Origin of the sequence: Streptomyces sp. NBC_01669 (assembly GCF_026339735.1) — a bacterium.
In the GTDB taxonomy this organism is placed as follows: Bacteria; Actinomycetota; Actinomycetes; order Streptomycetales; family Streptomycetaceae; genus Streptomyces; species Streptomyces yanii.
Genome location: NZ_JAPEQG010000001.1, coordinates 3,207,378 through 3,229,168 on the forward strand (window position 1 = coordinate 3,207,378; position 21,791 = coordinate 3,229,168).

Here is a 21,791-nt window from a genome sequence, read left to right on the forward strand (position 1 = left end):
GCAGTCTTGTCGAAAGTCGGCCCCTGACGGGACCCACTTCGGGGGATCCGCCCTGGACCACCCTGTCGAATCGGCTTGTACATGCCCCCTCGTTCCCGAGCGATTCCCACGTTCGCCCTGAGAGGCTGCCCCGTGATCGCTACGGTGACGGGGGTAGGACACGAGGGAGGGGTCGGGATGAGGGCGGACACCGTTGACCTGCGACGGATCTTCGGGAAAGACGTCCGGTACACGGTGCCGCTGTTCCAGCGACCCTACGTATGGACGATGGGCGAGAACTGGGCCGCACTGTGGGAGGATATCCGCCGGACGGTCGAGCATTTCGAGCGTGCGCAGGAAAGCGACGAGACAGTGCCCCCGCACTTCCTCGGCGCGGTGGTCTTCGACCAGACACCGTATTTGTCATCGAACCTGGAGACGCGGCAGGTCATCGACGGGCAGCAGCGGCTGACGACACTGCAGCTGTTCCTGTACGCCGCACGGCTGTCGGCGACCGCGCTGAACGACAAGAAATCGGTGCGACTGCTCAGCAAGTTCCTGGAGAACGACAGGGACCTGTTCGATGCGGACAAGTATCCCGACCATCTCTACAAAGTGTGGCCGACCAACGCCGACCGTGAGGAGTTCCGGTCCGTGATGCTCGGCCAGGAGGGTAACGGCCGACTCGGCGAAGCTGTCGCGTACTTCCGGCAGGAGCTCGACGGCTGGCTGGCGGAGGTGCCCGTCCCGGAGGACCGTCTCGACGCGTTGGTGCAGACGCTCAGGGAGCAGTTGCGGCTGGTCATCATCGATCTGGAGGAGCACGACGATGCTCAGGTCGTGTTCGAAACGCTCAACAGCCGTGGTACTCCACTGGAGCACGCGGATCTGGTGAAGAACCTGCTTTTCCGTGAAGCCGAACATGCCGGCGCCGATGTCGAACGGCTCTATCTGACGTACTGGGCCCCCTTCGATCAGTCGCAGTGGCGCACCGAGCAGACGACCGGCCGCATCACCCGGAGTCGGCTGGATGTCTTCCTGACCTACTGGCTGACCATGCGCACGCGGCGCGAGTTCACCGCATCCGCCCTGTTCAAGGAGTTCGAGCGATGGCTGCGAGCGGAGGACGTACCCACTGAGGACGTTTTCGCCGAGCTGGCACGGTACGCAGAGATCTATGACCGCATCGACAAACACCCGCTCGACGGCAGCGAGGGCAGGTTCCTGTACCGGCTGAAGGTCATGCAGACCTCCACGCCCATGCCGTTGCTTCTGTTCCTCTACGGTCTGGGTGACAAGGTGCTGCCTCCACTGCGGCGCCGGCGTGCGATCCGCGCCATGGACAGCTACCTCGTCCGCCGGGCGATTCTCAACCTCAGCAACCGCGACTACAACCATGTCTTCCGGGACCTTGTCGCGGCTGCGTCCAAGCAGCCGGAAACGGCGGACGAAGCGGTCATCACAGCACTTTCGGGAATGCAGGGCCACCATCGTCAGTGGCCCACGGACGTCGACTTCACGACTGTGCTGGAGCAGGACCCGCTCTACACGCGCCTCTACCGCCATCGGGTGCGGATCCTGCTCGAGGCCCTGGAGGACGCGCTCCGCACCGACCACACCGAGCAGCTCACCGTGCCGGTCGGCGTGGATCTCGGATCCAAGTTGACGATCGAGCATGTCATGCCTCAGAGCTGGCGCGACAACTGGCCACCGTTGGAGGACGATCCCGACGAGGGTTCCGGCCGTGACGAGCTGGTCCACTCGCTCGGCAATCTGACCTTGGTGACCGCCCGTCTCAACCCCGCGCTGGGAAACATGGCGTGGGAGGACAAGCGGAAATGGCTCGGTGAACACAGCCTTCTCCGGCTCACTCACGGCACCTTGCTCAATGCGCCGGCGGGGGCCCACATCAGCGCTTTCGGCGACTGGAGCTCCTCGTGGGACGAGCACCGGATCCATGCCCGAGGGGCTTACCTCGCTTCCTTGGCCGTAAATATCTGGCCGTCGGAGGCGGAGCTGCGGGCCATGCCGGTCGTCGACTCCGTCGGGGGGGCATGAGCGGGGTCCAGCAGAGGGACATCTGTTGTAGGAAACGCTGCGGGAGCGGCATCACCTGTCGGGCTCGAGGTGGCGCACCAGCTCGTACCGCGGCGGCAATGACGAGTGCGTCGAAGTCGCCGACAGCCTCGCCCGCTTCCTCCCCATCCGCGACAGCAAAGAGGGTCCCGCGCTCAGCCGTCTCCTTGCCCATCGTTGCTCGCCTTGACTTCCACAGCGAGTTCCACATGTGCTCCGCTTCCGCACGGCAAGGGGCCCCGCTCCTCAAGCCACTGGTCGCCGCGGGAAGCCAACAGGGGTGAATGCTCGGTGGGATGGCGCCTCGGCCGAGGAGCGACCCGTCAGGCCGATGCGCGTTTCTTGGGTGTTGCCTTCTTGGCCGTCGTCTTCGCGGTCTTCTTCGTCGCCGTCTTCGCGGTCGACTTCGTGGTCGACCGCCCGGCGGTCTTCTTCGCCGGGGCTCTGCCCGGCGTCGACTTCTTCGCGGTGGTCTTCCGGGGCGTGGCGGTCGCGGAGGCCTTCTTCTTCGCGCCGGTTCCGCCGCTCCTCTTGCGGGCGGCGAGCGACGTCACCTCGGCCACCGGTGCGCTCTCGGACTCCTCCGCCTCTTCCGCCTCCTCGCCGCGGGCCTTCTTCGCCGCCCGGACGCTGTTCTCCAGCGCCGCGATCAGGTCGATGACCTTGCCGCCGCCGGTGTCGCCGGACGCTGCCGGTTCGAGTGCCTCGCCGGAGGCCTTCGAGGCGATCAGCGCCTCGACCGCCTCGCGGTAGTCGTCGTGGAGGGTGTCCATGTCGACCTCGCCGAGAGTGGCCATCAGTGCGTCGGCCAGATCGAGTTCGGCTTCGCGGACCGTGACGTCGGTCTCCGGGGCCACACCGTCGGTGGCGCGGATCTCGTCGGGCCAGAGCAGGCCGTGCATCGCGATCACGTCGTCGACGACGCGCAGCATGCCGAGCCGCTCCCGGCCGCGGAGCGCGAACTTGGCGACGGCCACCTTCTGGCTCCGCTTCAGGGCCTCGCGCAGCAGCGTGTACGGCTTGGCGGCGGGGACTCCGTTGGCGGAGAGGTAGTACGCCGTGTCCATCTGGAGCGGGTCGATCTCGGTGGCGGGCACGAAGGCGACGATCTCGATCGTTTTCGCGGTGGGGAGCGGGAGCGAGCCGAGGTCCTCATCGGTGATCGGGATGATCGAGCCGTCCGCGTCCTCGTACGCCTTGCCGATCTCGGCGGCCGTCACTTCCTGCTCGTCGATTTCACAGACCTTCCGGTAGCGGATCCGGCCGCCGTCGGCCAGGTGGATCTGACGGAAGGAGATCGAGTGGCTCTCGGTGGCGTTGACCAGCTTGATAGGGATGCTGACCAGCCCGAAGGAGATCGCGCCGTTCCAGATGGACCTCACCGTTCACCCCTTTGTTCACGGAGATACCGATAGATCACTGTTGTTCCTGACTTCATGTGATTCTTATCGTATGACGCCGATCACAGAGGTGGAGGGGCGGCGCCTGGCGCTCAGCAATCTCGACAAGGTTCTGTATCCGGCCACCGGAACCACCAAGGGCGAGGTGCTGCACTATTACGCGGCCACGGCGGCGGGGGTCCTGCTCGCGCATCTGTACAACCGGCCGGTGTCCTTCCTGCGCTATCCGGACGGGCCGGACGGGCAGCGGTTCTTCACCAAGAACCCCCCGCCGGGCACCCCGTCCTGGGTGCGGATCGCCGAGGTGCCGCGGTATACGGCGCAGCAGGCCGGACAGGTGCTCATCCAGGATCTGGCGTCGCTGATGTGGGCGGCGAACCTGGTGGTGGAGTTCCACACGCCGCAGTGGCAGGCAGACAGCCCGGGCATCGCCGACCGGATGGTGTTCGACCTCGATCCGGGGGCGCCGGCAACCGTCGTGGAGTGCTGCGCGGTGGCCCTGTGGCTGCGTGACCGGCTGGCGGCGGACGGGCTGCTCGCGCACGGGAAGACCTCCGGATCGAAGGGGCTGCATGTTCTCGTACCACTGGAGCCGGCCTCCTCCGACCGGGTGTCGGCGTACGCCAAACAGCTGGCGGTGGAGGCGGAGCGGGATCTTCCGGAGCTGGTGGTGCACCGGATGACGCGGGCGCTGCGGCCCGGGAAGGTGTTCGTCGACTTCAGTCAGAACGCGGCGGCGAAGACCACCGCCACCCCGTACACGCTGCGCGCCAGGGCCGAGCCGACCGTGTCCGCGCCCGTCACCTGGGCCGAGATCGAGGACTGCCGGAGCCCCGCCGAGCTGGTCTTTCTGGCCGATGACATGGCCGGGCGGCTGGAGCGGTACGGGGATCTGCTCGGCCCGCTCATCAATCCGAACCGGGCCCGGCCGCTGCCCTGATCCCCGGGTCGTGGCGCACGCATCCGGCCGTTGTCATGCCTGCGAGCAAAAGGCTGCATGTGGCGGGTGGATTGCCCGGGCCGTGGTGCACACTCTGCGCAGACACTGCAATACGTGAATCCGCGGGGAGGCGATGGCATGTTCGCGGAAATCAACGAGGTCGACTGGGCCTCGATGGAGCATGCCTACGGGCCTGCCGACGACGTGCCGGGCCTGCTGCGGGGGCTCGCGTCCGCCGATCCGGCGGAGCGCGAACAGGCGCTGGACGGTATGTACGGGGCCGTTCACCACCAGGGGGATGTGTACGCCTGCACACTCGCCTGCATTCCCTTCCTCTTCGAGCTGGTCGTGGATCCGGGGATCCACGACCGGGGCAGCATCGTCGAGTTGCTCACCAGCATCGGCGGCATCGATCTGGACGAGGACGACGACGAGGAGTTCGACATCGAGGAGTTCGACGAGGAGGAGATCGAGGGCGCGGCGAACTACGCGATGGCGGCCTCGGCCGTCACCGCGGGCGCCGGGGCGTTCTTCGAGCTCATCGCCGACGAGGACCCGGGGGTACGGCTCGCCGCGCCGCTGGCGCTCGCCACGCTGCACAGCCACCCGGCGCGGGTCCTCGCGCTGCTGCGGGAGCGGCTGCCGGTGGAGCCGGACGAGGAGGTGCGGCTCGCGCTCGTGGAGGCAGCGGGTCGGGTCGCGCTGCGGAACCGCCCGCTGGCCGGGCAGGCGGCGGACTGGCTGAGCCGCCTCGCCGCGGAGGCGTACGCCCCGGCGCTGCGGCTGGCTGCCCTCGCCCAACTGGCCCGCTGCGCGCCGGACGCGCTGCCGGGCGATGTCGTACGGATGGTGGCGGGGCTGCTGACGCAGCTGCGCTCGACACCCGGCACAGCGGTCGGCGTGCCGGACCCGGTGGACGCCGCCGCACAGGTCGACGAGCCGGGTCCGGGCGAACCCGCCGAGGAGCGGGGTGCGCCGGTGACCCTGGTGGGGCAGGTGCGGGCACTGTCCGCGGCGGAATCCGCCGGGCGCAGCGCCCCCTGGACGGCGGATCTGCTGCGGACGCTGCATGTCGGGCTCGACGACCGGGTCGCCGACCGGAGCGCGCTGCTGATCGACCAGCTGCGCAGCCCCGACCGCTGGCAGCGCATCGATGCAGTACGGATGAGCAGCGGGCTGATACGGGCCTGGCGGGGCTCGTACGAGGAGCTGGTCCGCCTCGTGGGTGCCCAGCTCGCGGACCCCGAGCCGCGGCTGGCCGAGGCCGCCTCGCACATGCTGGAGGAACTGTTCGGGCTGGCCGCGCCCGCCGCGGACGCGCTGGCTGCGCGGGTGGCGTCGGATCCCGGGAACTGGGTGAAGGAGTGGGAGAGCGAGCCGCCGGGGCTCGGCAGCGCGGTGAAGGCGCTGGCCCGGCTGGGTGACGCCCGTGCGGTGCCCGCGCTGGCCGCCGCGCTGGAGCGGCCCGAGGTACCGCACGACGTGGGGTTCGCCATCGGGTATCTGGGCGCGGCCGCGGCGCCGCTCGCCGGAGTGCTGCGGCACAGGCTGGGCGGGCTCGATCTCGACGAAGGGGTGTACGACCGGGCGAGTCCGCTGCTCGGCGGGCTGACCGCGCTGCGGGCGGGCGAGGCGGCGCCGGAGGTGCTGCGGGTTCTGCGGGGGGCGCCGGAGTACCGCGGGGAGTGGCTGCGGACCTCGGCGCTGCGGGCGCTAGGCTCGTTCGGCCCGGCCGCCCGGTGCGCCGTCCCGGAGTTGCGGGCGCTGATCCGCCGCCCGGGGACCCCGGCGGCGACGGAAGCGGCTCAGGCGCTGTGGGCGATCGAGGGGGACGCGGAGGCCGTGCTGCCGGTTCTGGTCGAGGGCCTGGGGGCGGAGCACGCGCACGAGCAGCGCTCGGCGGTGAGCGCGCTGGGCGGGCTGGGTGCGCACGCGGCCGCGGTGGCGCCCCGGCTGCGGGCGCTGCTGCTCCACGACGAGCTGTGGCTGCGGGTGGATGCGGCGATCGCGCTGTGGGAGGTGACGGGGCGGTCCGAGGAGTCCGTACCGGTCATGCTGGCCGCCTGGGAGAAGAACCGTCATGTCAGGGTCCGGGTGGCCGAATGCCTGGCGCTGATGGGTGTTGCTGGTGCAGGGTCGGATGCGGCACATGTGCTGCGTGCCGAACTCGCCTCCGTACGACGTCACAACGCCATGGACGGCGGGTACGGCAGCCACGACACATACGAGGACGAAAAGCTGCTGGTGCTCTGCCGGCGAGCGCTTCACGAAGTAACGGGGAAGGGGCCCACGACATGATCATTTTTGGTACGCGAGGCTATCTGTACCAACTGGCCGTTCTGACGCTGGTCTGCGGCTGGTGCGGCAATCCGTCCGCGCACACACTGCGGAAGCGGGTCACGAAGTTCACGCTGTTCTTCGTGCCCCTGTTCCCGTTCTCGACGAAGTACGCGACGCAGTGCACGTTCTGCGGCGGGGAGCAGAAGATCCCGAAGGAGCAGGCCGACCAACTGCTGGCCCAGCACGTGGCGTCGCAGGACGGCAACCCGTTCGGACAGGCCCCGCAGCAGCCGGGGTATGCCCAGGACGGACAGAACCCCTACCAGCGCTGATACACCTCCGGCAGCACCGGTAGCAAAAAGGCATAAGGGACTTCCTTCCGCATAAGGTCGATGGGTTACGGGTCGGCAGACCCATGACCGGACGTCCGGGAAGGGAGGAAGTCATGCGCCCGCATCGCCGGGTGACGCGCCGCGCGAAGGCGGCCCTCGTGGCCGGCTTCGGCACCGCGCTGCTGGCCGGCTGTGGCGTCGGCGGCGAGCTGAAGAGTGCCGGAAGGGCCCCGACCGCCATCGGGCCCGCCCGGCTCTGGCCGCAGCTGCCGCCCGCCTCCGCCGCCCCGTACGACTACGGCGAGGGCGCGACGGCGCGCATCCCCGGGATCACGGTCCCGCACGACGATGTGCACGAGGTGGACCCGGTCGCCGTGGTGCAGGCCGGCCTGGAGGCCACCACCAGCCGGTCCAGCGGTTCGGACGAGCTCCCCGCGGACACGATCCGGAAGATCACCGCGTGCCGCACCGCGCCGGCCGCCTGCCCGGTCCTGCAGCCGTACTATCGCGATCTGACGGGCGACGGCAGGGACGACATGGTGCTCGGCGTGCGGAGGAGCGACGGGCGGCTCTCCGTGCGCGCCTACATGGCGGAGGCGGGCAGGCTGACCCGGATCATGGCCGTCTCGGACTCCGTGATCAGCGTGGAGCTGGCCGGGCGGGACGTGATCATGCGAGTGCCGTCGGCGATCGCCGGATACGAATACCGGACGGCCTGGTCCTGGGACGACCACCAGCGCGCGATGCTGCCGACGCGGGACGAGATCCTGCGGAAGGCCCCGGAGACGGCGCCCAGCGGCCGGCCGAGCGCGGAGCCCAGCCCTGAACCGACCATGGCGCCGCCGCCGGTCACCGCCTCCGCGGGGCGGCGATGAGGCGACGGAGACTGCGCGCGCCCGCGTGGACCGCGACGCTCACCTGGAAGGCGGCGGTGTTCATCACCGTGATGTGCTGCGCACTCGCCGCGCTGCTGGGCGCACTGGTGCACACCGCGGTGACCCGGGAGACCGTCGCCGAGGCCCGCACCGAGGCGCTCTCCCGGCTGGACGACGTCACCGCGGCGTACGAAGCCGGCGAGGCGCTCCCGCCGGGTTCCGGTATCGATCCACCCGGGCTGCCCGCGTCCCTGCGTGCCCTCGCCGTGAGCGGGCGTCGGGGCACGCTCGTCGCCCGCCGCCACGGGCGTCCGACCATGTGGGCGGCAGGCCCGGCCGACGGCCGCGCGCTGGCCACCGTGGTCGACTACAGCCAGAGCGCCCACGTGATCAACAGCCTCGACCGGGCGATCGTCGGCTCCTCGCTGCTGGCGATCGGCGCCACGCTGCTGGTCGGCGCATTCGCCGTCACCCGGGTCACCCGTCGGCTGCACCAGACCGCCCGGGTGGCCCGCCGGATCGGTGCGGGCGATCTCGACGCCCGCGTCGACGATCCCCGCACCCGGGACCCGTCGCGCCCGCAGGACGAGGTGGCGATCGTCGCCGGTGCGCTGGACACCATGGCGTCCACGCTCCAGCGCAAACTGCTGGCCGAGCAGCGCTTCACCGCCGATGTGGCGCACGAGCTGCGCACCCCGCTGACCGGTCTCTCGGCCGCGGCCGAGCTGTTGCCGGCGGGCCGCCCGGCCGAGCTGGTGCGGGACCGGGTGCGGACGATGCGGGCGCTGACGGAGGATCTGCTGGAGATCTCCCGGCTCGACGCCCGGACGGAAGAGGTCGATCTCGCGGTTCACGAACTGGCTCCGCTCGCCGTTCGCGTGGCGGGCGCCTCGGGAACGGAGACCGAGGTCCGCGTCCTGGGGGCGGAAGCCGGAACCGTGGCCGAAGGCGGAACCCGGGCGAGGCCCGTGCGCGTGGAGACCGACAAGCGGCGGCTGGAGCGGGTCCTCGGCAATCTGATCGCCAATGCGCACAAGCACGGCCGGCCGCCGGTGGTCGTGACGGTCGACGGGCCGGTGGTGACCGTACGCGATCACGGTTCGGGGTTCCCGGACTATCTGCTGGCCGGTGGTCCGCAGCGGTTCCGTACCGAGGGGAGCGGCAAGGGCCACGGGCTCGGACTGACCATCGCCGTCGGGCAGTCGGCGGCCATCGGCGCCGAGCTCGTCTTCGCCAACGCGGAGGACGGCGGGGCGGTGGCGCGGCTGACGCTCCCGGAGTACGTACGGCTCGACGACGGCGAACCGCCCGGCCATGACGACCAGACAGAGGCGACGTAAGGGAAATGAACTGACATAAGGGGAATATGGTGCGCCTCTTGCTACGTTGCGGGGCATGACCGCAACGAGGACGGACGCACCCCCGCCGCAGCTACGCCTGCCCAAGCGGCGCGGGGTCGAGCTCGCGCTCCTCGTCGGAGCCGTCCTCATCTCCGTCTACGGCTACGCCGCCGTCGGCCTCGCTCACGACCACGCGATCCCGCCCGATGTCGCCGGTTACGGTGCCGGCCTCGGGCTGCTCGCACTCCTCGCCCATCTCGCCGTCCGCTTCCGTGCCCCGCACGCCGATCCGCTGCTGCTCCCCATCGCCGTCCTGCTCAACGGCCTCGGGCTGGTGCTGATCTACCGGCTCGACCTGGAGACCCCGAAGGACCAGGCGGCGCCCACCCAGCTGATCTGGTCGACGCTCGGGGTCGCGCTCTTCATCGTGGTCGTCGTCTTCCTCCGCGACCATCGGATGCTCCAGCGGTACGCGTACCTGTCGGTCGCCGCATCGCTCGTCCTGATGATCGTGCCGATCTTCTTCCCCGCGGTGAACGGTGCCAAGATCTGGATCCGGATCGGCGGATTCTCGTTCCAGCCGGGCGAGTTCGCCAAGATTCTGCTCGCCGTCTTCTTCGCCGCGTACCTCTCCGCGAACCGCAACGCGCTCGCCTACACGGGGCGCAGGATCTGGAAACTCCAACTGCCCACCGGCCGGGTGCTCGGCCCGATCGTGGCGATCTGGCTGCTCAGTGTCGGGGTGCTGGTCCTTGAGCGCGATCTGGGGACCTCGCTGCTCTTCTTCGGCCTCTTCGTGATCATGCTGTACGTGGCGACCGGCCGGACCGGGTGGATCGCGGTGGGGCTGCTGCTCGCCGCCGTCGGCGCGTTCGCCGTCGGCTCCTTCGAGCCGCATGTGCACAGCCGGGTGCAGGACTGGCTCGATCCGTTCGCCTCCATCGACGCGGGCGAGGGACCGAGCCAGCTCGCCCAGTCGCTGTTCGCGTTCGCCGCGGGCGGGATGCTGGGCACCGGGCTCGGTCTCGGCCACTCCATCCTCATCGGCTTCGCCGCCAAGTCCGACTTCATCCTGGCCACGGCGGGCGAGGAGCTCGGGCTCTCCGGACTGACCGCGGTCTTCCTGTTGTACGCGCTGCTGGTCGCCCGCGGCTACCGGGCCGGGCTCGCCCTGCGCGACCCCTTCGGGCGACTGCTGTCGATCGGGCTCGCATCGATCCTGGCCCTCCAGGTCTTCGTGATCGCGGGTGGCGTGATGGGACTGATCCCGCTGACGGGCATGGCGATGCCATTCCTCGCCCAGGGCGGTTCGTCCGTCGTGACCAACTGGATCATCGTGGCGCTGCTCATCCGGATCAGCGACCTCGCCCGCACCCCCCATCCCGACCAGGTGGAGACCGGGGACATCGCACCGATCGTGGAGGACCCGTCGTGATCCGCTACATCCGGCGGGCCGCCGCGTTCTGCCTGCTGCTGCTCATGGCGCTGCTGCTGAACGCCGCCCGCATCCAGGTCTTCCAGGCGGACGAGTTGGACGACAACCCCGCCAACCGCCGCCGGACGATCGACCGCTACGACCAGCCGCGGGGCAACATCCTGGTCGGCGGGAAATCGGTCACCGGCTCCAAGAACACGGACGAGCAGCTCACCTACGAGCGCACCTACACCGACGGGTCGCTGTACGCGCCCGTGACCGGGTACGCCTCGCAGACGTACGGCACGACGCTCATCGAGAACGCCGAGGACGACATCCTCTCCGGCACCGATCCGCTGCTCGCCCCGCTGCCGCTGTGGGACGAGATCACCCGCAGCCGGCAGCCCGGCGGCAACGTCGCAACGACCGTCAAGGACTCCATGCAGCGCGCCGCGTACGCCGGGCTGGGCGGGCGGCGGGGTGCGGTCGCCGCCCTCGAACCGTCGACCGGCAAGATCCTGGCGCTGGTCTCGACCCCTTCGTACGACCCCGAACGGCTCTCCGGCACCGGTTCGTCGGTCACCGACGCCTGGCTGCAGTTCAACAGGGCGAGGAGCCAGCCGATGCTCAACCGGGCGATCCGGCAGACCTATCCGCCGGGCTCCACCTTCAAGATCGTGACGGCGGCTGCGGCGCTCGACGCGGATGTGGTCGAGGACCCCGACGCGGAGACCGACACCCCGTCCCCGTACGTCCTGCCGGGGACCAGCACCACGCTCCCCAATGAGGCACGCGGCTGCGAGTACGCGTCGCTCGCCGAGGCGATCCGGGTGTCGTGCAACACCGTGATGGCCCATCTGGGGGTGGAGGTCGGGCTCGACGGGATGGTGAAGGCGGCGCGGAAGTTCGGCTTCAACGACAGCGGGCTGAGGATCCCGTCCGGCGTGGCCAGAAGCAACTTCGACACCGATATGAGCAACGACCAACTGGCCCTGTCGTCGATCGGACAGTTCAACACGACGGCGACACCGCTGCAGATGGCCATGGTGGCGTCGGCCGTCGCGAACGGCGGTGACCTCAAGTACCCGTATCTGGTGGACCGTACGACGACCAGGAGCGGCACCACCGTCCATCAGAACGGCCCGCGCCCCTACCACCAGGCAATGAGCCCGCGGACGGCGACGCAGCTGCGGCAGATGATGATCGACGTCGTCGAGCAGGGCACCGGATCCAATGCCGCGATCGGCGGGGCGACGGTCGGCGGCAAGACCGGCACTGCTCAGCACGGCATCGACAACTCCGGTACCCCGTACGCCTGGTTCATCTCCTGGGCACAGGCGTCGAACGCGAGCCGGCCGGCGGTCGCGGTCGCGGTGGTCGTCGAGGACGCCGCCGCGAAGCGGGCGGACATCAGCGGGGGCGGCAGCGCGGCGCCGATCGCCCGGGCCGTCATGGAGGCGGCGCTGCGGGGCTGACGGCGCGCAGAGGCGCACCACCATCCGGGCCGTCTCGCGGCTCGGAACGGCCCGTGCGGCGCGGCACGCGCTGATTACTGTGCAGCCATGACATCGGAGACTGGCCACGAACTCGCCCAGGTCAACATCGCCCGGCTCACATTCCCGCTGGACTCACCCGAGTTGAAAGACTTTGTCGATGCCCTCGATCCGGTCAACGCGGTCGCCGACCAGGCCTCGGGGTTCATCTGGAGGCTGCAGAGCGAGACCGGGAACGCCACCGACGTACCGGTTTTCGGAGACTCCTGGTTGATCGTGAACATGTCGGTGTGGCGCGACACGGACGCGCTGACAGCCTTCATGTACCAGGGGCAGCATCGCGAACTCCTCGCCCGGCGCCGCGAATGGTTCGAGCGGGTGGAGGAGGCGATGACCGCGCTGTGGTGGGTTCCGGCGGGCGAGCGCCCGACGGTACAGGATGCCGAGGAGCGCCTGCGGATCCTGCGCGAACACGGCCCGACGGACAGGGCGTTCACGCTGCGGACCAGCTTCCCGGCGCCCGCCCCGGCCGCGGGCTGATCGCCGATCGGCGCGCTCCTGATCGTCCGGGCCCTGCACCGCGTCCCGCCGGCGCCCGGACTGGAGTGGATGGACGAGCTGATGGACACGTACGGGCGGGGCCGGGCCCGGGATCTCGCCGAGTTGGTCACGCAGCGGCCGTGCATCACCGCCGAGGGCATCGCGGCGACGCACGCCATGCTGCTGGAGGCTCCGGTGCGGGTGGCGGAGCTGGTGCGCGGCTTCACGACCGGCCTCTGAGCGCCGGCCGTCGAAGACCCTCGCACCGGGCCGTCGGCATCCTCTAGGCAGCACCCTCCGCTATCGCCTCCTCGACCTCCGCGACCCGCGCCTGCTCCTCCGCCGCGAACCGGTCGCGGTCCAGCTGCTCGGCGATCTCCTCGTCCTGGGCCATCAGCAGGTCCAGGTTGGAGTCGCCGAGTTCGAAGACGCCCATGTCGACGTACGCCTTCTGCAGCCGCTCGCCCCACAGACCGATGTCCTTGACGCACGGCACGATCCGGCTGAACAGCAGCTTGCGGAAGAGCTGCAGGTACTCCGAGTGCTCGGAGAGGTCCTTGGCCTCCTGCTTGCCTATGCCGAAGTTCTCCAGCACCTCGACGCCGCTGAGACGGTCGCGCATCAGATAGCAGCCCTCGATGACGAACTCCTCGCGCTCGCGCAGTTCGGCGTCGCTCAGCTGCTTGTAGTAGTCGCGCAGCGCCATCCGGCCGAAGGCGACGTGCCGGGCCTCGTCCTGCATGACGTAGGCGAGGATCTGCTTGGGCAGCGGCTTGGTCGTGGTGTCGCGGATCATGCCGAACGCGGCCAGCGCCAGGCCCTCGATCAGGACCTGCATGCCCAGGTAGGGCATGTCCCAGCGGGAGTCGCGCAGGGTGTCACCGAGCAGGCCCTGGAGGTTGTCGTTGATCGGGTAGAGCATCTGCACCTTCTCGTGCAGGAACCGGCCGTATATCTCCGCGTGCCGGGCCTCGTCCATGGTCTGGGTGGCAGAGTAGAACTTCGCGTCCAGGTCGGGGACGGCCTCCACGATCCGGGCCGCACAGACCATCGCGCCCTGTTCACCGTGGAGGAACTGGCTGAACTGCCACGAGGTGTAGTGCTTGCGCAGTTCGCCCCGGTCCTTCTCGGTCATCTTGGCCCAGTGCGGGGTGCCGTACAGCGTGAGGGCCTCGTCGGGGGTGCCCAGCGGGTCGGCGGGGTCGACCTCCAGGGACCACTCGATGCGCTTGTTGCCGTCCCACTGCTTGTCCTTGCCCTTCTGGTAGAGGGCAAGAAGGCGTTCACGGCCGTCGTCGTAGTCCCAGCTGAAGCGGGCGGCGCCGGAGGCGGGCACCTGCCACAGGGGCGTGTCGGGGGCGGTGGTGTAGAGGTCGTGTGTCGACACGGACGGCTCCTTCGCCTCGCATGCTCGAATAAGTTCCGCTGCGGTTGCGTCAGTTGGCAGGTTCACACGTTGGTAGACGCCGGGTCAACAAGTCGCGCGCGAGGGATTGACTGCCTTACTGACAAGCAGTCTCATAAGGAGTGACCCCCGGTAACCCACGTGTGAGGTGCCCCCAGCCATGACGACAGTGACCGAACGCGACGTGCAGGTGCTCCGCGACGCACTCGGCCCGCTACGGGACCGCGAGCAGATCGCCGAGCGCCTCCTGGAGTCCTCGGCCAAGCACTCCTTCGATCCGGACACCGAACTCGACTGGGATGCGGCGGTCGAGGACGGCAAGTGGTTCTGGCCGCCCGAGCTCGTCTCCCTCTACGACACCCCGCTGTGGCGGAAGATGTCGGAGGAGCAGCGGATGGACCTGGCCCGGCACGAGGCGGCGTCGCTGGCCTCGCTCGGCATCTGGTTCGAGATCATCCTGATGCAGCTGCTGGTCCGGCACATCTACGACAAGCCGGTGACCAGCAATCATGTCCGTTACGCGCTGACCGAGATAGCCGACGAATGCCGGCACTCGATGATGTTCGGCCGCATGATCCAGTGGGGGCAGGCGCCCAGCTATCCCGTACCGCGCGTCTACCACAACCTGGCGCGGGTGCTGAAGACCGTGTCCACGACGCCCGGTTCGTTCGCCGCGACCCTGCTCGGCGAGGAGATCCTCGACTGGATGCAGCGGCTGACGTTCCCGGACGAGCGCGTCCAGACGCTGGTACGCGGCGTGACCCGGATCCATGTGGTCGAGGAGGCACGGCACGTGCGCTACGCCCGCGAGGAGCTGCGCCGCCAGATGGTCACGGCACCTCGCTGGGAGCGCGAGTTCACCCGGCTGAGCTGCGGGGAGGCGGCGCGCGTCTTCTCCGTCTGCTTCATCAACCCACAGGTGTACGAGAACGTCGGCCTGGACCGCCGCGAGGCCGTCGCCCAGGTGAAGGCGAGCGGCCACCGGGCGGAGGTCATGCAGTCGGGTGCGAAGCGGCTGACGGACTTCCTCGACGACATCGGCGTGTTGAACGGGGTGGGGCGCAAGCTGTGGAAGAGCTCGGGTCTGCTGGCTTGAAACCGCTCCCCCGGCGAAGGGAGCGCCGCAGGAGGTGTCCGGCGGATCATGGCCGGGAGCCGCGACCAGTCCGCCCCTGATCCGCCGGACACCCCCTAGGCTTCGAGGCATGACCCCTGCCGCCGCAGCCCCGCCGAACCGCGCGTACCGAAGGCTCAGCGTCGAGGAGCGCCGCACGCAACTCCTGGGCGCCGCCCTCACCCTGTTCGCGCACCGGGCGCCGGACGAGGTCTCGCTCGACGAGGTCGCGGCGGTCGCCGGCGTCTCCCGTCCGCTCGTCTACCGCTACTTCCCCGGTGGGCGGCAGCAGTTGTACGAGGCGGCGCTCCGGTCCGCGGCGGACGAACTGAAACTCTGCTTCGCCGAGCCGGCCGAGGGCCCGCCCACGGAACGGGTGAGGCGAGTGCTCGGCCGCTACCTCAGGTTCGTCGACGAGCACGACGCCGGGTTCAGCGCCCTGCTGCGCGGCGGAAGCGTCGCCGAGACGTCCCGGACGACGGCGATCGTCGACGAGGTGCGGCGGGCGGCGGCCGAACAGATCCTGCTGCATCTGGGCCGGGGCGACGGATGTGCGCCCGGGCCCCGGCTGCGGATGTTGGTGCGGACCTGGATCGCAGCCGTCGAGGCGGCCTCGCTGATCTGGCTGGACGAGGAGAAACAGCCCGTCGCCGACGAGCTGCGCAACTGGCTGGTCGACCAGTTGATCGCCCTGCTCGCGGCCACCGCGGCGACGGACGAGGAGACGGCGTCCGTGGTGGCGGCACTGCTGCCGCTGGAGACCGCATCCGGTCCTGCCGGGAAGCTGGCGGCACGGCTGGTCCCCGTGGTCGGCGGGGCGGCCCACCTGCTGCCGCCGGACTGAGCCCCGGAACACACCCTGGGTCAGACTGGGGACGTGAGAAGCGAGAACACCATCTTCAGGGGCGGCCCACTGGACGGGCGGGTCCTCCCCGTCCTCGTCGGCTCGACCGGCCACCCGCCCAAGTGGTACGAGGTCCCGGTGCCGGACGCCGACGGCGGACCGGCCACCGTGTACGCGTACCGGCGGGTCCCGGCCGGATACTCCAAGCGGCTGGGTGTTCAGCGCGGCTGGGTGTACGAGTACGCCCCCGAGGGCCGCGAGCGCCACACTCTCAAGTGGCCCTGGTCGAAACCGAGCTGACCCGCTGGTCCGGGCGGGGTGCGTCGCCCGCCTCTCGATTGCCGGACCCTCTAGGATCGACGGATCCATGGTCACGAGAACCACAAGGGGGTGCGCCATGGAGGCGCTGCGTCAGGACGATCCACGCCGCTTCGGTCCGTACACCGTGCTGGCGCGGGTCCGCGAGACGGCGAGCGCTGTCCAGTACCTCGCGCACCACGCGAGTGCGGCCGACACCGCTGACGGCACCGCGGACCACACCGTCGTGATCACCGCGGCCCGGCCGGAGCTTGCCGCACTGCCCGCCTTCCGCCGCCGCTTCGAGGCGGAGGCACGCACCGCGGACCGGCTGGCGGGTGGCTGGGTCCAGCCGCAGCTCGCCACCTGTACGGACGACGGGGAGCTGTGGACGGCCGTGGCGTACGTACCGGCGCTGACGCTCGCCGATGCGATCGACGCCGCGGGTCCCCTCCCCGAGCGTGCCGTGCGGATACTGGGTGCGGGCATCACCGAGACGCTCTCCCGGGTGCACGCCACCGGGGCCGTGCTGGAGGGGCTCGCCCCGAGGACCGTGCTGCTGGCCGGGGACGGACCGCGGCTCACCGCCTTCGGCCCGCTGGGCGCTGCGGCCGATGCCGAGGCCAGAACGGGCGGGCAGCTCTCCGTGCGGCTCGGATATCTCACCCCGGAGCAGGTCGAGGGCGAGACGGCGGGACCGGCCTCCGACCTCTTCGTGCTCGGTCTGCTGCTGGCGTACGCGGCGACCGGCACGACCCCGCTCGCGGACGGCCCGACGGCGGAGGCGGCCGAGCGGATCGCCCACGCTGAGCCGGAACTGGGCGCGGTCCCGGAGGACTTGCGCGGGCTGATCGCGCGCTGCCTGGCCAAGGACCCGGCCGAGCGGCCGAGCTCCGGGACGGTGGCGGCGGAACTGGCACTGGAGGGCGCGGCGGGCCTCGCCAGGGGCGGCTGGCTGCCGGATCAGCTGTCGAAGACGCTTGCGGAACAGGAGTCCCGCGTCAGGGAGCTGGTGTCCGAAGGGGCGGCCGACGAGCGGGCGGACAGCCCCGCCGGCACAGCCCCGCGCGCGTCTCTCACCGAACCTGCCGACGCCACGCCCGACAGCCCCGCCACCGGCGCGCCCGGCGACGGCGGCCTCGGAGAGGACACCCGGACCACCCGGATCGGAAGCGTCGGCAGCCCCCGCGCCCCGGAGCCGGACCGGCCGACCACCCAGCTGTCCATCCCGCGTGAACGGACCGGTCCCCCCGACCGGCTGCCCGTCGTCCTGCCGCCCGTCGCGCCGCTCGTGCCGCGCCCCCTCCCGGCCCCGGCAGCGGCAATTCCCACCCCGCCTCCGCCGCCCGTGACGCCCACGCCCGCACCCGCGCCTTCCTCTTCCTCTTCTTCTTCCTCGTCGCCCTCAGCCGCCCTGGACCGTCGCACCCTGCTCTTCGGTGCGGCCGCCGGCGCGGCCGGGCTGATCGTCGGCGGTGGGGGTGTGCTCGCCCTCGGGTCCGACGGCTCCGACGCCCCGGACGACGGCAAGCCCGCCCCGTCCCCCAGCGGCCCCACCGTGGCCGGGCTGCCGCCGCAGCCGCGTTGGGTGTACGGGCACCCAGAGGCCGAACCCGCGCCGCTCACCGCCGCACTCTGGCGCGACCGGCTGCTCGTGCTGACCGGCGAGACGCAGGCCTCCGCCGTCGATCTGCGGACCGGCCGCCGCCTCTGGGAGTGCCCGGACGCGGCGAAGGGGCAGGCCGCCCTGGCTGCCGGTGACGCGTTCTGCTTCGTCGCCGGGCCGTCCGAGTTCCTCTGGCTCTCGCCCAAGGACGGAACGGTCGCGCACCGGGTGGCGTACGAGAACGAGTTCGAGGGTGCACCGTTCCTGACGGTGTCCGACGTCATCGGCCAGTCCGGTCCGGCGATCTGGTTCACCGGCTCGCACAAGGTCACCGTGAAGGCCAAGAAGCCGAAGAAGGGCGAGAAGCGCGGGAAGGACACGCAGGTCGTCACGTCGTTCCTGTTCGCGTACGACATCGTGCGGCGCAAGGAGCTGTGGCGGACCCCCGTACCCACCGGCCGGGAATCGACGACCCCCGCCTACCAGCTGATCGCCGTCCGCCCCGACGACATCGTCGTACGCCAGAAGAGCGCGACTCTCACCCCAGGCGACGTCAAGGCCGCCAAGGGCAAGGCAGTCTTCCGTGGGTTCGACCGCACGAGCGGGAAGCTGCTGTGGACCAAGTCGTTCGGCACGGTCGGTCCGGACGGGGCAGCCGTCGGGGATGACCAGGGACTGCTGTACGCGGCGGCGGGCGACGCCCTCCAGTCGTTCGAGATGCCCACGGGCAAGCCGAAGTGGACGCTGAACGGCACGCCCGGGTCCGTGTTCGGGACACCGGTCCCGGCCGGGGCCCTGCTGCACACCACCAGCCGCAACCAGGAAGTGGGCGCGGTCGAGCGGGAGTCCGGAAAGCTGCGCTGGCGGCGGTCCACCGAGGCGGTGCCCGGCGGATGGGCGCCGGTCGTCACCGTGAGTTCCAGCGGCAGCACCGTGCTGGCGGCCGGAGACGCGCAGGTCACCGCGTTCGCCGCGGCGGACGGCCGGCGACTGTGGAAGTTCCAGGACATCGGGGTGCAGGACCCGAAGGGCGCCACGGTCACCGCCCCGTACCGGGTGCTGGCCTTCGGGAAGTCCGCCGTCGTCCAGCGGGAACGGATGTTCTACGCGTTCCCCGTGAAGTGACCTCGGGGGTGCCCGGCGGATCAGGGCCCCGGCCGTGATCCGCCGGGCCCCTTGCGGGTCGTCCCGCCGTCCGGGCGAATCCGGGTGCCGCCACGCCGCACGGTTCTTGCATCGCCCGCGCCCGAGTGACCGTATTGACGCGTTGCGCTCACTCATGGGGTAGTCCCACGATCGCCCCGTCAACGGAGGTGATCCCGTGTCGTCCAGGGTTCTGCGCACCGTCTGCGCGGCGGCACTCGCCACGGTGGTCGCGGCCTCACCCGCCGTCGCCGCCCCCGCGGACCCGAGCAGTCCCGGCCACTCCGGCCCCGCCCGTGAGCCACGCGCCACGAAGAGCGTCGCTGGGCTGCTGACCGAGCTCAAGAAGCTGTATCAGCAGGCCGAGGAGGCCAGCGAGGCGTACAACGGAACCACGGCGAAGCTGAAGAAGAGACAGGCGGAGGCGAAGAAGCTGGACACCGCTCTCGCCGTGGCGCGGACCGCTCTGGGCCGCAGCCGCAACGACGCGGGGCGGCTGGCGCGGGAGCAGTACCAGGGACAGTCCGACTTCTCCTCGTACGTCCAGCTGATGCTGTCCCGCGATCCCGAGCACGCCCTGGACCAGGAACACGTGATCCAGCGGATGGCGGCCGGCCGGGCCACCACCGTGAAGCGGCTCACCGGCGCCGAGAAGCGCGCCGACGGGCTGGCCTCCGCGTCCCGCAAGGTGCTCGAGAAGCAGCGAGTGCTGGCCGCGCGGCAGAAGAAGCAGCGCGACACCGTACAGTCGCGGCTGAGGAAGGTGGAGGCGCTGCTGGCCAAGCTCTCCGCCGAGCAGATCGCCAAGGTCTCCCGGCTGGAGCAGCAGGCCACGGACAAGGCCCAGGGCACGCTGGTCACATCGGGCGCCCTGTCCTCGGCCCGGCCGCCGTCTCAGGAGGGCGACGAGGCGGTGAAGTACGCGGTCAGGCAGCTCGGCAAGCCGTATGTGTGGGGCGCGGAGGGTCCGGGGTCGTTCGACTGTTCCGGGCTCACCTCGCAGGCCTGGGCGAACGCGGGGCGCGCGATTCCGCGGACCTCGCAGGAGCAGTGGCGGCAGCTGCGGAAGGTACCGCTGAACACGCTGCGCCCGGGTGACCTGGTGATCTACTTCCCGAAGGCCACGCACGTGGCCCTGTACGTCGGCAATGGCCTGGTGGTGCAGGCGCCCCGGCCCGGGTCGCAGGTGAAGGTCTCGCCGCTGGCGTCGAATCCGCTGCTGGGCGCTGTGCGTCCGGATCCGAAGAGTCCGTCGCTGAGCAGCTACAGCCTCCCGGAGCTCGCCCGGGACGCGTCCGGCGGCTCGGATGCGGGGTACGACTCCTCGTCCGCGCCCGGCGACGAGTAGCCGCATGCAGTGCCCCCGTACACACGTCAGCCGGGCCGCGCACCGTCGCTCTCCCGACGGGAACCGGCCCGGCTGTCGTGTCTGTCCTGGCGGTACGACGGTCAGGCCGCCGCTGCCTCCGAGACCTGCGCGAGGTACGCGTTCGTCTTCTCCGGGTCGAAGAAGAAGTTGTCGAAGTCCGCCGGGTTGTTGAACCCGTTGGCGAACCGGTCGGCGACCGGCTGCAGCTGACCGGCGGCGCCGATCAGGTTCAGCACGTGCTCCGGCGGTACACCGAGCATGGCGTTCGTCCACTTCACCACGTGCTGCGCGGTGTCCCAGTAGCGGTCGAACGTGGACTGCATCCAGTCCGCGTCGAACGGCTGGTCGCCGTGCTCGATGATCGACTTCAGGTACGCGTCGGCGCACTTGGAGGCGGAGTTGGAGCCCTGGCCGGTGATCGGGTCGTTGGCGACGACGACATCAGCCACGCCGAGCACCAGGCCGCCGCCGGGCAGCCGGCCGATCGGCTTGCGCACGGTCGGGGCGTAACGGCCCGCCAGCGTTCCGTTGGCGTCGGTCAGTTCGACCTTGGTGGCACGCGCGTACTCCCACGGCGTGAACTGCTCCATGAGCTCCAGCGTCTTCGCGAGGTGCTCGGAGGGGTCCTTGATGCCCTGGAAGACGTCCAGCGGGCCGCCCGGGACGCCCTCCCAGAAAAGAATGTCGGCGCGGCCGGACGTGGTCAGGGTCGGCATCACGAAGAGCTCGCCGACACCGGGGACCAGGTTGCAGCGGACCGCGTCGAACTCGGGGTGCTCGGGGCGCGGGCCCATGCCGTGGACGTACGCGACGGCCAGGGCGCGCTGCGGGGCGTCGAACGGCGAACGGGACGCGTCCCGGCCGAACATGGAGACCAGCTCGCCCTTGCCCGCGGAGACCATCACCAGGTCGTAGGTGCGGGAGAAGTAGTCGAGGTCGGAGACGGCCGCACCGTGGATGACGAGCTGTCCGCCGCGCTGGGCGAACGTCTCCATCCAGCCGGCCATCTTCACGCGCTGGTCGACGGACTGGGCGAAGCCGTCCAGCTTGCCGACCCAGTCGATGGCGCGCGAGGAGTCGGGGGCGGCGACCGAGACGCCGAGGCCCTCGATGCGCGGGGCCTGGGACTCCCAGAAGTTGAGCTGGAGGTCACGCTCGTGCTGCAGCGCGGTGTCGAACATGCACTGCGTGGACATGACCCGGCCGGACCGGATCTCGTCGGCGGTGCGGTTGGACATCAGGGTGACTTCGTACCCACTGGACTGCAGTCCGAGGGCGAGCTGGAGACCGGACTGGCCGGCTCCGACTATGAGTATCTTCCGCATCGCGGTTCTCCGTTACGTC

The 21,791-nt window shown here is 70.3% G+C and carries 19 protein-coding genes; 16 read left to right on the forward strand and 3 right to left on the reverse strand.

Annotated elements, in window-relative coordinates:
* Positions 1–177: 177 nt before the first annotated feature.
* Positions 178–2,037, forward strand: coding sequence for a DUF262 domain-containing protein (locus OG972_RS13995; RefSeq protein WP_266981486.1), 1,860 nt, complete (start codon positions 178–180; stop codon positions 2,035–2,037).
* Positions 2,038–2,074: 37 nt separating this feature from the next.
* On the forward strand, positions 2,075–2,245 hold the full coding sequence (locus tag OG972_RS14000) for a DUF397 domain-containing protein (protein ID WP_266990473.1): 171 nt from the start codon (positions 2,075–2,077) through the stop codon (positions 2,243–2,245).
* Between the two features lie 133 nt (positions 2,246–2,378).
* Here the strand turns inward: OG972_RS14000 and OG972_RS14005 are convergent, their stop codons facing one another.
* Entirely contained in the window at positions 2,379–3,437 is a 1,059-nt protein-coding gene (locus tag OG972_RS14005) for a Ku protein (protein WP_266981488.1), read from the reverse strand.
* A gap of 70 nt (positions 3,438–3,507) precedes the next feature.
* Here OG972_RS14005 and ligD point away from each other — a divergent pair, with 70 nt between their 5' ends.
* The 9 genes from ligD (at position 3,508) to OG972_RS14050 (ending at position 12,909) form a co-directional block, all read left to right on the forward strand.
* Complete coding sequence (ligD, locus tag OG972_RS14010) at positions 3,508–4,395, forward strand: non-homologous end-joining DNA ligase (protein ID WP_266981490.1); 888 nt, start codon at positions 3,508–3,510, stop codon at positions 4,393–4,395.
* 138 nt (positions 4,396–4,533) lie between these two features.
* Positions 4,534–6,693 carry a HEAT repeat domain-containing protein gene (locus OG972_RS14015; RefSeq protein ID WP_266981492.1) on the forward strand — a complete coding sequence of 720 codons (2,160 nt, stop codon included), beginning with the start codon at positions 4,534–4,536 and terminating at the stop codon, positions 6,691–6,693.
* The gene (locus OG972_RS14020; RefSeq protein WP_266981494.1) at positions 6,690–7,007 is read left to right on the forward strand and encodes a zinc-ribbon domain-containing protein; all 318 of its coding nucleotides are present in this window, start codon (positions 6,690–6,692) and stop codon (positions 7,005–7,007) included. The genes OG972_RS14015 and OG972_RS14020 overlap by 4 nt, the downstream gene beginning before the upstream one ends.
* A gap of 113 nt (positions 7,008–7,120) precedes the next feature.
* A complete protein-coding gene (locus tag OG972_RS14025) occupies positions 7,121–7,882 on the forward strand; it encodes a hypothetical protein (protein ID WP_266981496.1) in 762 nt (253 codons plus the stop codon).
* Entirely contained in the window at positions 7,879–9,222 is a 1,344-nt protein-coding gene (locus OG972_RS14030) for a HAMP domain-containing sensor histidine kinase (RefSeq protein ID WP_266981498.1), read from the forward strand. The genes OG972_RS14025 and OG972_RS14030 overlap by 4 nt, the downstream gene beginning before the upstream one ends.
* 55 nt (positions 9,223–9,277) lie before the next feature.
* Positions 9,278–10,657 carry an FtsW/RodA/SpoVE family cell cycle protein gene (locus OG972_RS14035; RefSeq protein ID WP_266981500.1) on the forward strand — a complete coding sequence of 460 codons (1,380 nt, stop codon included), beginning with the start codon at positions 9,278–9,280 and terminating at the stop codon, positions 10,655–10,657.
* Positions 10,654–12,111, forward strand: a complete 1,458-nt coding sequence (locus tag OG972_RS14040; RefSeq protein ID WP_266981502.1) for a penicillin-binding transpeptidase domain-containing protein — start codon at positions 10,654–10,656, stop codon at positions 12,109–12,111. The genes OG972_RS14035 and OG972_RS14040 overlap by 4 nt, the downstream gene beginning before the upstream one ends.
* An 87-nt stretch (positions 12,112–12,198) precedes the next feature.
* Entirely contained in the window at positions 12,199–12,669 is a 471-nt protein-coding gene (locus OG972_RS14045; RefSeq protein WP_266981504.1) for a DUF3291 domain-containing protein, read from the forward strand.
* A gap of 69 nt (positions 12,670–12,738) precedes the next feature.
* Complete coding sequence (locus tag OG972_RS14050) at positions 12,739–12,909, forward strand: hypothetical protein (protein ID WP_266981505.1); 171 nt, start codon at positions 12,739–12,741, stop codon at positions 12,907–12,909.
* 43 nt (positions 12,910–12,952) lie between these two features.
* Here the strand turns inward: OG972_RS14050 and OG972_RS14055 are convergent, their stop codons facing one another.
* Positions 12,953–14,056, reverse strand: coding sequence for a ferritin-like domain-containing protein (locus tag OG972_RS14055; protein ID WP_266981507.1), 1,104 nt, complete (start codon positions 14,054–14,056; stop codon positions 12,953–12,955).
* Between the two features lie 178 nt (positions 14,057–14,234).
* Between OG972_RS14055 and OG972_RS14060 the strand changes: the two genes are divergently transcribed.
* The 5 genes from OG972_RS14060 (at position 14,235) to OG972_RS14080 (ending at position 20,426) form a co-directional block, all read left to right on the forward strand.
* Positions 14,235–15,170 carry a diiron oxygenase gene (locus OG972_RS14060; RefSeq protein WP_266981509.1) on the forward strand — a complete coding sequence of 312 codons (936 nt, stop codon included), beginning with the start codon at positions 14,235–14,237 and terminating at the stop codon, positions 15,168–15,170.
* 109 nt (positions 15,171–15,279) lie between these two features.
* Entirely contained in the window at positions 15,280–16,032 is a 753-nt protein-coding gene (locus OG972_RS14065; RefSeq protein ID WP_266981511.1) for a TetR/AcrR family transcriptional regulator, read from the forward strand.
* Between the two features lie 33 nt (positions 16,033–16,065).
* On the forward strand, positions 16,066–16,332 hold the full coding sequence (locus OG972_RS14070; protein WP_266981513.1) for a hypothetical protein: 267 nt from the start codon (positions 16,066–16,068) through the stop codon (positions 16,330–16,332).
* Between the two features lie 97 nt (positions 16,333–16,429).
* On the forward strand, positions 16,430–19,060 hold the full coding sequence (locus OG972_RS14075) for a PQQ-binding-like beta-propeller repeat protein (protein ID WP_266981515.1): 2,631 nt from the start codon (positions 16,430–16,432) through the stop codon (positions 19,058–19,060).
* 196 nt (positions 19,061–19,256) lie between these two features.
* A complete protein-coding gene (locus tag OG972_RS14080; protein ID WP_266981517.1) occupies positions 19,257–20,426 on the forward strand; it encodes a C40 family peptidase in 1,170 nt (389 codons plus the stop codon).
* A gap of 101 nt (positions 20,427–20,527) precedes the next feature.
* Here OG972_RS14080 and OG972_RS14085 read toward each other — a convergent pair whose 3' ends face one another.
* Positions 20,528–21,772, reverse strand: coding sequence for a styrene monooxygenase/indole monooxygenase family protein (locus OG972_RS14085; RefSeq protein ID WP_266981519.1), 1,245 nt, complete (start codon positions 21,770–21,772; stop codon positions 20,528–20,530).
* Between the last annotated feature and the right edge of the window lie 19 nt (positions 21,773–21,791).

Excerpts from the sequence above, each read along its gene's own strand:
- OG972_RS14060 (WP_266981509.1), top strand. The coding sequence starts at position 14,235 with ATGACGACAGTGACCGAACGCGACGTGCAGGTGCTCCGCGACGCACTC.
- OG972_RS14085 (WP_266981519.1), bottom strand. The coding sequence starts at position 21,772 with ATGCGGAAGATACTCATAGTCGGAGCCGGCCAGTCCGGTCTCCAGCTC.
- OG972_RS14020 (WP_266981494.1), top strand. The coding sequence starts at position 6,690 with ATGATCATTTTTGGTACGCGAGGCTATCTGTACCAACTGGCCGTTCTG.
- OG972_RS14025 (WP_266981496.1), top strand. The coding sequence starts at position 7,121 with ATGCGCCCGCATCGCCGGGTGACGCGCCGCGCGAAGGCGGCCCTCGTG.
- OG972_RS14030 (WP_266981498.1), top strand. The coding sequence starts at position 7,879 with ATGAGGCGACGGAGACTGCGCGCGCCCGCGTGGACCGCGACGCTCACC.
- ligD (WP_266981490.1), top strand. The coding sequence starts at position 3,508 with ATGACGCCGATCACAGAGGTGGAGGGGCGGCGCCTGGCGCTCAGCAAT.
- OG972_RS14065 (WP_266981511.1), top strand. The coding sequence starts at position 15,280 with ATGACCCCTGCCGCCGCAGCCCCGCCGAACCGCGCGTACCGAAGGCTC.
- OG972_RS14035 (WP_266981500.1), top strand. The coding sequence starts at position 9,278 with ATGACCGCAACGAGGACGGACGCACCCCCGCCGCAGCTACGCCTGCCC.
- OG972_RS14045 (WP_266981504.1), top strand. The coding sequence starts at position 12,199 with ATGACATCGGAGACTGGCCACGAACTCGCCCAGGTCAACATCGCCCGG.
- OG972_RS14015 (WP_266981492.1), top strand. The coding sequence starts at position 4,534 with ATGTTCGCGGAAATCAACGAGGTCGACTGGGCCTCGATGGAGCATGCC.
- OG972_RS14075 (WP_266981515.1), top strand. The coding sequence starts at position 16,430 with ATGGAGGCGCTGCGTCAGGACGATCCACGCCGCTTCGGTCCGTACACC.
- OG972_RS13995 (WP_266981486.1), top strand. The coding sequence starts at position 178 with ATGAGGGCGGACACCGTTGACCTGCGACGGATCTTCGGGAAAGACGTC.
- OG972_RS14050 (WP_266981505.1), top strand. The coding sequence starts at position 12,739 with ATGGACGAGCTGATGGACACGTACGGGCGGGGCCGGGCCCGGGATCTC.